The 7,421-nt window shown below is 55.1% G+C and carries 6 protein-coding genes and 1 pseudogene; 6 read left to right on the top strand and 1 reads right to left on the bottom strand.

Annotated features, from left to right (window positions below; genetic code table 11):
• Positions 1 to 298 precede the first annotated feature (298 nt).
• The 6 genes from BUE38_RS21460 (at position 299) to BUE38_RS21485 (ending at position 6,617) form a co-directional block, all read left to right on the top strand.
• Entirely contained in the window at positions 299 to 1,711 is a 1,413-nt protein-coding gene (locus tag BUE38_RS21460) for an aldehyde dehydrogenase family protein (RefSeq protein ID WP_073437287.1), read from the top strand.
• Between the two features lie 3 nt (positions 1,712 to 1,714).
• Positions 1,715 to 2,827: an iron-containing alcohol dehydrogenase gene (locus BUE38_RS21465; RefSeq protein ID WP_073437288.1), complete on the top strand. Its 1,113-nt coding sequence runs from the start codon at positions 1,715 to 1,717 to the stop codon at positions 2,825 to 2,827.
• Positions 2,828 to 2,859: 32 nt separating this feature from the next.
• On the top strand, positions 2,860 to 3,513 hold the full coding sequence (locus tag BUE38_RS21470) for a GntR family transcriptional regulator (protein ID WP_073437289.1): 654 nt from the start codon (positions 2,860 to 2,862) through the stop codon (positions 3,511 to 3,513).
• Positions 3,514 to 3,800: 287 nt separating this feature from the next.
• Positions 3,801 to 4,781 carry a TRAP transporter substrate-binding protein gene (locus tag BUE38_RS21475; protein WP_084542090.1) on the top strand — a complete coding sequence of 327 codons (981 nt, stop codon included), beginning with the start codon at positions 3,801 to 3,803 and terminating at the stop codon, positions 4,779 to 4,781.
• On the top strand, positions 4,771 to 5,361 hold the full coding sequence (locus tag BUE38_RS21480; RefSeq protein WP_084542091.1) for a TRAP transporter small permease: 591 nt from the start codon (positions 4,771 to 4,773) through the stop codon (positions 5,359 to 5,361). Before BUE38_RS21475 ends, BUE38_RS21480 begins: the two co-directional genes overlap by 11 nt.
• Positions 5,358 to 6,617: a TRAP transporter large permease gene (locus BUE38_RS21485; RefSeq protein ID WP_073437291.1), complete on the top strand. Its 1,260-nt coding sequence runs from the start codon at positions 5,358 to 5,360 to the stop codon at positions 6,615 to 6,617. Before BUE38_RS21480 ends, BUE38_RS21485 begins: the two co-directional genes overlap by 4 nt.
• Positions 6,618 to 6,798: 181 nt before the next feature.
• Here BUE38_RS21485 and BUE38_RS21490 read toward each other — a convergent pair.
• A pseudogene (locus BUE38_RS21490) lies at positions 6,799 to 7,421 on the bottom strand (aldehyde dehydrogenase (NADP(+))); the annotation flags it as partial.

Here is a 7,421-nt window from a genome sequence, read left to right on the forward strand (position 1 = left end):
CGTTGTCCTCGATGAGAGAAGGAATAACTGACCGAAGGGAAACGTCGAACAACCGATTGGGTTCCTGGATTTTTCCTTGTAATTCATTTTGTTGTAAGTCCTGGCTCATCACGGCTTGTCGTGGCCTCGACCAATCCTGCGGCTCGGATATCGTGGTCCCCCATGGATTCCAGCTCTCTGCGGGTTCTCTGACGTACCTCTAATGAGGATGTTGTCGAGCTGTTGACATTCTAACTGAAATGTCAGTTACTACAACAACAGAAATAATAGAAATCCTCCATGGCGGAAGGACGATAAAATGACCAACACACTAGACAGCATTGATGCGCTTGTTGCGAAGGCGCGTAGAGCGCAAGCGATCCTGGACGGGTACAGTCAGGAGCAGGTTGACCTGATTGCTGCAGCCATTGTCTATCATCTATCGCGCCCGGAGCTTGCGACCCGAATTGCTGAGATGGCATATGAGGAGACTGGGATGGGGCTTGTCGCGAGCAAACGCGCGAAGCTCACTCAGAAGATGCCTGCCATTTTCCACGACATCCGCAAGGAGAAGACCGTCGGTGTTATCGATCGCGACGAGGAAAACGGTATTACGATCATCGCAAAGCCTTTCGGGGTCATCGCTGCCCTTGTTCCGAGTACAAATTGTGAGGCTACCCCAATCTTCAAGTCGGTCCTCGGTATCCGTGCCCGTAATGCGGTGATCTGCGCTCCTCATCCAGCAAGCAAGGTAACCACTCAGTTTGTTGTCAGTATCATTCGCGAAATCCTGCGCTCCCTCGAAGCACCTGATGATCTGGTTCAGTGTATCGACACGCCATCGAAAGCGCTGGCGGGAGAGCTGATGGCTCAGTGCGATCTGACGATGGCCACAGGCTCTGGCGATATGGTGAAAGCCGCCTATTCTTCGGGCCGACCAGCCTACGGTGTAGGCGTGGGGAATGCTGCAGTCATCATCGACGAAACTGTCGACCTCGAGGAAACCGCGGCCAATATCAGCATCGGCAAGACTGGTGACAATGCCTCAGGTTGCTCCGCGGAGAACGCGATCATTGTTCACGCGTCGATCTACGATGAGTTCCTTCAGGCCCTGGAGGCACAGGGGGCCTATATCGCCACCATGGGTGACAAACAGAAGTTGCAGGCGGTGATGTGGGAGGGTGGGCATGTATCCCGCAAGGTCGTTGCACGACCTGCCGGAGAAATTGCTGCGCTGGCAGGGATCGAGCTGCCAGCGGACAGCCGTTTCATTGTCGTCAAGGAAACCGACACTGGCCCAGGCTTTCCCTTCTCAGGTGAGAAACTGAGCCTTGTACTGACCTGCTACAAGTACGAAAGCTTCGAAGAGGCGGTGGCGTTGGTGAACAGGATCACTGATTACTCGGGGTCTGGCCATTCCTGCGGAATTCACTCCAATGATGGTGTTCGCATCCTCAAGTTGGGGCTGGAAACGCGTACGTCAAGGGTCATTGTTCGTCAGCCGCATGGAATAGCCAATTCCGGCAGTTGGTCGAACGGACTGGCCAAGACATTCTCACTTGGCTGCGGAAGCTGGGGCGGAAATTCGGTTTCCGAGAACGTGACCCAGAAGCACTACTACAACACGACAAGAATTGCGGAACCGATTGAGCGCAAGGTGCCGGATGAGGCAGAGATCTATGGCCCGATGCTCAACAGGATCGCTGACCTGCGCATCGCACTGGGAGTATGACGTATGGAATTCGCCATTCGCCCACGAATTCACGACTATGACACATTCGCTGCCTTCGAGCAGGCACATGCCGTCGGTTCGCGAGATCTGATACTCACGCAGCGCTTCCTGCACGAGACATTCTTCTCGCAGACCCAGGCGCAGACGCTGTTCTACGATGACTACTGTGATGGCGAACCTACGGATAAAGCCGTCGATGCCATGTTGACCGAAGTGCGCTCGCGCGATTTTGATCGGCTGATCGCGATCGGTGGCGGCTCAATCCTTGACTGCGCCAAGGTACTGGCACTCGATTCGGACGATACCGTGGCATCGTTGTTTGCTCCAGATGTGCAGCCCGGACGAAAGGTTGAACTGTTCCTGTCCCCGACGACCTGCGGGACAGGCTGTGAGGTGACCTGCGTCTCGGTGTTTGACTTCCCCGAGGTCGGCAGCAAGATTGGCAAGGGGTTCAACGCAGGTTTTGCCGATCATGCGGTGTTGATCGACGAATTTCTCTCGAATATCCCCTATCCGGTCTTTGCAAGATCGTCGGCCGATGCGCTAGTCCATGCGCTGGAGATCTATCTTGCTCCGGGAGCGAGCGTCTACACCGACATGTTCTGCCTTGCTGCCACGCGCTCGATTCTGCAGGGCTATGTACGCATTGCCGGATTAGGGCCTGGCGTTATCCAGGAGGATGCCAAAGCCTACCTCGCTGCGAGCAACATGGCTGGGATCGCTCTCGCGAATGTACTGGCTGGGGGAGTCCATGCCATCGCAATGCATTTTGGTAGTGAGCACCATGTACCACATGGAGAAGCGACACGGCTATTCCTGCCGCCTGTCTTCAAGACCTACTACAGCAAGGCACCCACCGGAAAGATTGCAGACATTGCGCAACTGATCGAGGAAATCCTGGGTCCCTGTGGTTCGGGACAGACACCTTTCGAGGCACTGGATGTTCTTCTATCCAAGGTCGTTCCGACACGGCGGCTGAGTGAATACGGTATGAATATGGGTGATGCCGATCGCTACGCTGACAAGGTCATTGAAACGCAGCAACGGCTGCTGGTGAACAACTACACACCTCTTTCAAAAGCCGATATTGTTCAGATATATAGTCAGCTCATGTGAAAGTAGTTACGGAATATTCAAGAGGTGAGGGGATGACACATAATTTTTCTGAAAAGGCGTATAACACGCTATGGGAACGCATTGTCAGCGGAGAGTTGCGTGCCTCGGCGCCGATCGACATCCCTCGCATCGCCAATGAGCTCGAGATGAGTGTCGCGCCGGTACGTAATGCCATCAAGAGACTGGAAGCGGATGGGCTGGTGGCAGTTATCCCTCGCTCGGGCACCTACGTGCGGGATTTCACTATCCAGGACCTCATCTATGGCTATGAACTCGTGGAAGCACTGGACGGAATGGCCGGCTACCTGGTGGCGGAACGCGTCGCCGCGAACGACATCGATGGACTTGAACTCGAGGTCAGACTCACCTCCCTTGTTGACGAGATGGAGCAGAACCTCGCTCGCGAACACGTCCGCCAATGGGCGGAGCTGGATGCGCGTTTTCACCAGATCATCTTCGATATGGCCGATAACGCGTTGATTGCGAACAGCTATCACTCAGTTCGTAGTCGCATGAAGCTGGTCCTGTCATTCATCAGTCCGATTCATGTCGATCGAGAGAACTCAGTGCGTGAACATCGCCTGATCATCTCGGCGATCACTTCAGGAAACCGCGAGGAGGCACGGCGGCTTTGCCAGAATCACCGCAGCCTTGTGCGGCAGATACTGAAATCGCTGTTGGCATAGATATGCCAGGACAATAGGCCGGGAGGAAAACCGGTATTTGTTACGGAAAACCATGCAGTGATGGCTTGGGGAAGCGTAGCTTCACTGCTGGGCTTCAGCATGGGCCAGGTGACATTAAAGAAGATGGAAGATTGGCCTGTTTGAGTATTATATCAATGCTGGAGAATTGCTGAGTTTGCGTGGTTGTTGTTGATGATAAATAAAGGAGGAGAAAAGAAGCAGTATATTCTGTCGATTTCACGAAGTTGTTGGTCGAAATAACAATTAACAATTTGGAGTAGCTCATCATGAAAAAACTGATTGGTAGCCTGCTCGTTATAGGCTCAACGGTCGTCACTTCTTCGGCGTTAGCTACACAGACACTGCAGCTTTCCCACAGTGCTGCGGAAGGCAACCCCAAGTGGGAGGCCTCCGAGCTTTTCGCGAAACTGGTGGAAGAAGCGACTGATGGGGAGATCAAGATTGACGTTGGAGGTAACTCACAATATGGCGATGACATGGAAGCCATCTCTCAACTGCGTCTTGGAACCCTCGCGCTAAGTGCCAATGCTCAGGGCTCTACGTCTTCGGTGGTACCCCAGTTCTCCGTTCTTGGTCTTCCGTTTCTGTTTGACTCTCTGCCGACGGCATGGCGTGTCATGGACGGACGGGTCGGTGACGAGCTCAAGCGCCTGGCTGAAGAGAATGGTCTGGTACTCCTGGCTATGTGGGATAACGGCATCCGCCATGTCAGTAACAGTGTAAGACCGATAGAGAATCCAGAAGACCTGGTGGGGCTCAAGATTCGTACGCCTCCGGATGAGGTGACTGTCGATATCTTCGAGGCCCTGGGTGCCAATGCAACCCCGATGAACTTCTCTGAGCTCTATATTGCTCTCCAACAGGGTGTTGTAGATGGCCAGGAAAATCCGCTGATGAACATCTACTCGTCCAAGCTCTATGAGGTTCAGAGCTATATCTCGATGACCGGCCACAAATACGAATCGACACCGCTTCTCATGAGCAAGGCAGTCTGGAGCACCCTGTCCCCCGAGTATCAGCAGGCCATCCAGGAGGCCGCGGTAGAGGCCGGTGATTTCAATCGTCAGGCATCGCTCGAAGCCGATGAAGAACTGAAAAGTAAAATGGTCGAGGCCGGCGTCGAATTCAATCAGGTAGATCAGCAGCCTTTCATCGACGCGACCAGTTCGGTATACGATACCTGGCACGAAAAGTATCCAGAACTGGTGGATATGGTCGTCGAGGAAGCCCAGGATAATGCTCAGTGAGCGGGAGGATGCTGTGGTGAAGCTCTCCGAGGAGAGGAGTGTTGGTGAAGTGGCTTTGGTCACTTCACTGATGCTGAACTCCAGAACGGCCATCTATCAACTGTTCCGGTGGATTGCCATCCTGTCCATTATTTTCATGTTTCTGTCACTGATGACCGGTGTGATAGTACGATATATATTGTCCACCGATATGGGATGGGTAGCGGAAATACCCAACCTGTTCTTTCCCTGGCTGACAATGAGTGCCATTGTCGCGGCAGCGGTCAGGAACGAGCACATAGGTATCAACCTGATCGTGGATCAGCTCCCGGCACCTGTCAGGCACTCGGTCAGCCTGGCCACCAATGCTCTGGCCGCAATCGCCTTTGGGACCATGGCCTACTACGGCCTGGATGTCATCGAGATCGCAGGTAGCCAACGGCTTCCCATCACCCATGTTGCCATGTCCTGGGCCTACTGGTCGGTTGTTGTTGGGTTTACTGCTCTTGCGATTGTTGCCTTGATCAACATTGGGCTGTTGCTGGCTGATTGTCAGACATACTCGGCGTCCGGGAAGCTCCATGGGGGAGAGGCATTATGACTGCTCATATGCTCCTGGGGTTCATTATCTTCATGTTGCTGGCCATGCCGGTGGGCTATTCCCTGGTCATCAGCGGTTGGGCGGCACTTTCGGTATTTGGGTCAATGCCTTCCAGCATGGCAGTAATGAAGATCTTCCAACCGACCCAGAGTTTTCCCCTGCTCGCCATTCCTTTCTTTATATTATCGGGAAGTTTGATGATGTCTGGAAAGTTGGGCCAGAAACTCGTCGGACTAGCCTCCATGTTGGTCGGAAAATATCACGGCGGCCTGGGGCAGGTGTCGGTTGTCGGCTCAACCGTTTTTGGAGGGGTTTCCGGGTCCTCCGTGGCCGAGGCTTCTGCGTTGGGCTCCATGCTGATTCCCTGGCAGAAGAAGGAGGGGTATCCGGGGGCTTTCGGTGCCGCAGTCACATCGTCCTCTTCCGTCATCGCCGGACTCATGCCACCTTCCATACCATTGATCCTGTTCGCGGTCGTATCCAACGCCTCCATCGCTTCCCTGTTTATCGCCGCTGTGATTCCGGCATTGCTACTGGCGTTTGGTATGATGTTTGCCTGTTATATCACCGGCAAGCGCCGAGGCTTTCCCCGACTCACCATGAAATACACCCGGGCCGAGGTGAGATCAACCATTCTCAATGCACTGCCAGCATTGATGATGCCGGTGTTTATCCTGGTTCTGTTGCGTGCTGGGATCGCCACACCGACCGAGGTCAGTATCATTGCAGTGGCCTACGCCCTCGTAATCAGTGCCCTGGTCTATCGTGACCTGAGTGGGGCGCGAATCATGGCGGCCCTGACCAATACCGTCATCACTACTGGTGTCGTAATGTTGATCATCACGGCGGCCAATATCATTGGTTATATCCTGATATCTGGTGGTGTACCTCAGACGGTTGCGAACTGGGCAGTAGAGCACCTCAAGGATCCACTGTTGATCATTCTCGCCATTAATCTTTTGCTGCTGGTGATCGGCATGTTCCTTGACCTTCCCGCCGCTATCCTGTTGCTTGGCCCAACTCTGGTATCCATAGCCAATGCAATTGGTCTGGACCTGGTACAGTTAGGCATCATGATGTGTGTCAACTTGAGTATCGGGCTGTTTACGCCGCCTATTGGTACCACCTTGTTTGTTTCATCGGCTATTGCCCAGGAGAAGATTGGTGCGGTGGTCAGGGAGTTGGTGCCTTTCTATCTGGTAGCGTTGTGTGTGTTGTTGCTGGTGTCTCTGGTGCCGGCACTTATCATCTATTGATAAGGCCGATAGAGACCATAACGCTTGTCCGGCTCGGCCCGGGAGCAAACCAGGCCAAGTGCAGCCGGTCGGAGGAAAAGAGAGCTGGCCGGTTGACCAATGCCCCTCTCATCGCTGCACTATCGCTATATAGCCTGTGCAGTTCTGGAGAGGGGCACGTCAGTAGCTGAGGGGGCGTCGCTTAGCTCCGCTTGCCATCCACCAGCCGGCTGACGTCCAGTGGGTTGCCGCCACGCAGAGCCTCGGGCAGCAGCGCCTGGGGCAGGTTCTGGTAGCACACCGGGCGCAGGAAGCGCTGGATGGCGGCGGTGCCCACCGAGGTGGTACGGGCATCCGAGGTCGCCGGATACGGGCCACCGTGGACCATGGCGTCGCAGACTTCCACGCCGGTGGGCCAGCCGTTGGCCATCACTCGTCCGGCACGGCGCTCGAGGATCGGCAGCAGCTCACGGGCCACCTCGATATCGTCGTCATCCATCTGCAGGGTCGCGGTCAGCTGACCTTCGAGGTGCTCAGCGACACCCTTGACCTCATCGAGGTCGGCACACTTCACCACCAGCGACGTCGAGCCGAAGACTTCGGCCTGCAGCGCCTCCTCGGCGAGGAAGTCTGCGGCTCTGGCCGTGAACAAGCCAGCCTGACACTGGTTGGGGCCTTCGCCACGTTGGCCACGCGCCACTTCCTGCGCCTTGTCGCTGGCCGACAGACCACCGACACCACTCTCGTAGGCCTCGAAGATGCCCGGCGTGAGCATGGTCTGGGCCGCCGCTACCTTGACCGCTTCACCGGCCGCCGCGACAAAGG

The sequence above is a fragment of the Halomonas cupida genome (genome assembly GCF_900142755.1).
Lineage (GTDB): Bacteria > Pseudomonadota > Gammaproteobacteria > Pseudomonadales > Halomonadaceae > Halomonas > Halomonas cupida.

Excerpts from the sequence above, each read along its gene's own strand:
- BUE38_RS21480 (WP_084542091.1), top strand. The coding sequence starts at position 4,771 with ATGCTCAGTGAGCGGGAGGATGCTGTGGTGAAGCTCTCCGAGGAGAGG.
- BUE38_RS21475 (WP_084542090.1), top strand. The coding sequence starts at position 3,801 with ATGAAAAAACTGATTGGTAGCCTGCTCGTTATAGGCTCAACGGTCGTC.
- BUE38_RS21465 (WP_073437288.1), top strand. The coding sequence starts at position 1,715 with ATGGAATTCGCCATTCGCCCACGAATTCACGACTATGACACATTCGCT.
- BUE38_RS21470 (WP_073437289.1), top strand. The coding sequence starts at position 2,860 with ATGACACATAATTTTTCTGAAAAGGCGTATAACACGCTATGGGAACGC.
- BUE38_RS21485 (WP_073437291.1), top strand. The coding sequence starts at position 5,358 with ATGACTGCTCATATGCTCCTGGGGTTCATTATCTTCATGTTGCTGGCC.
- BUE38_RS21460 (WP_073437287.1), top strand. The coding sequence starts at position 299 with ATGACCAACACACTAGACAGCATTGATGCGCTTGTTGCGAAGGCGCGT.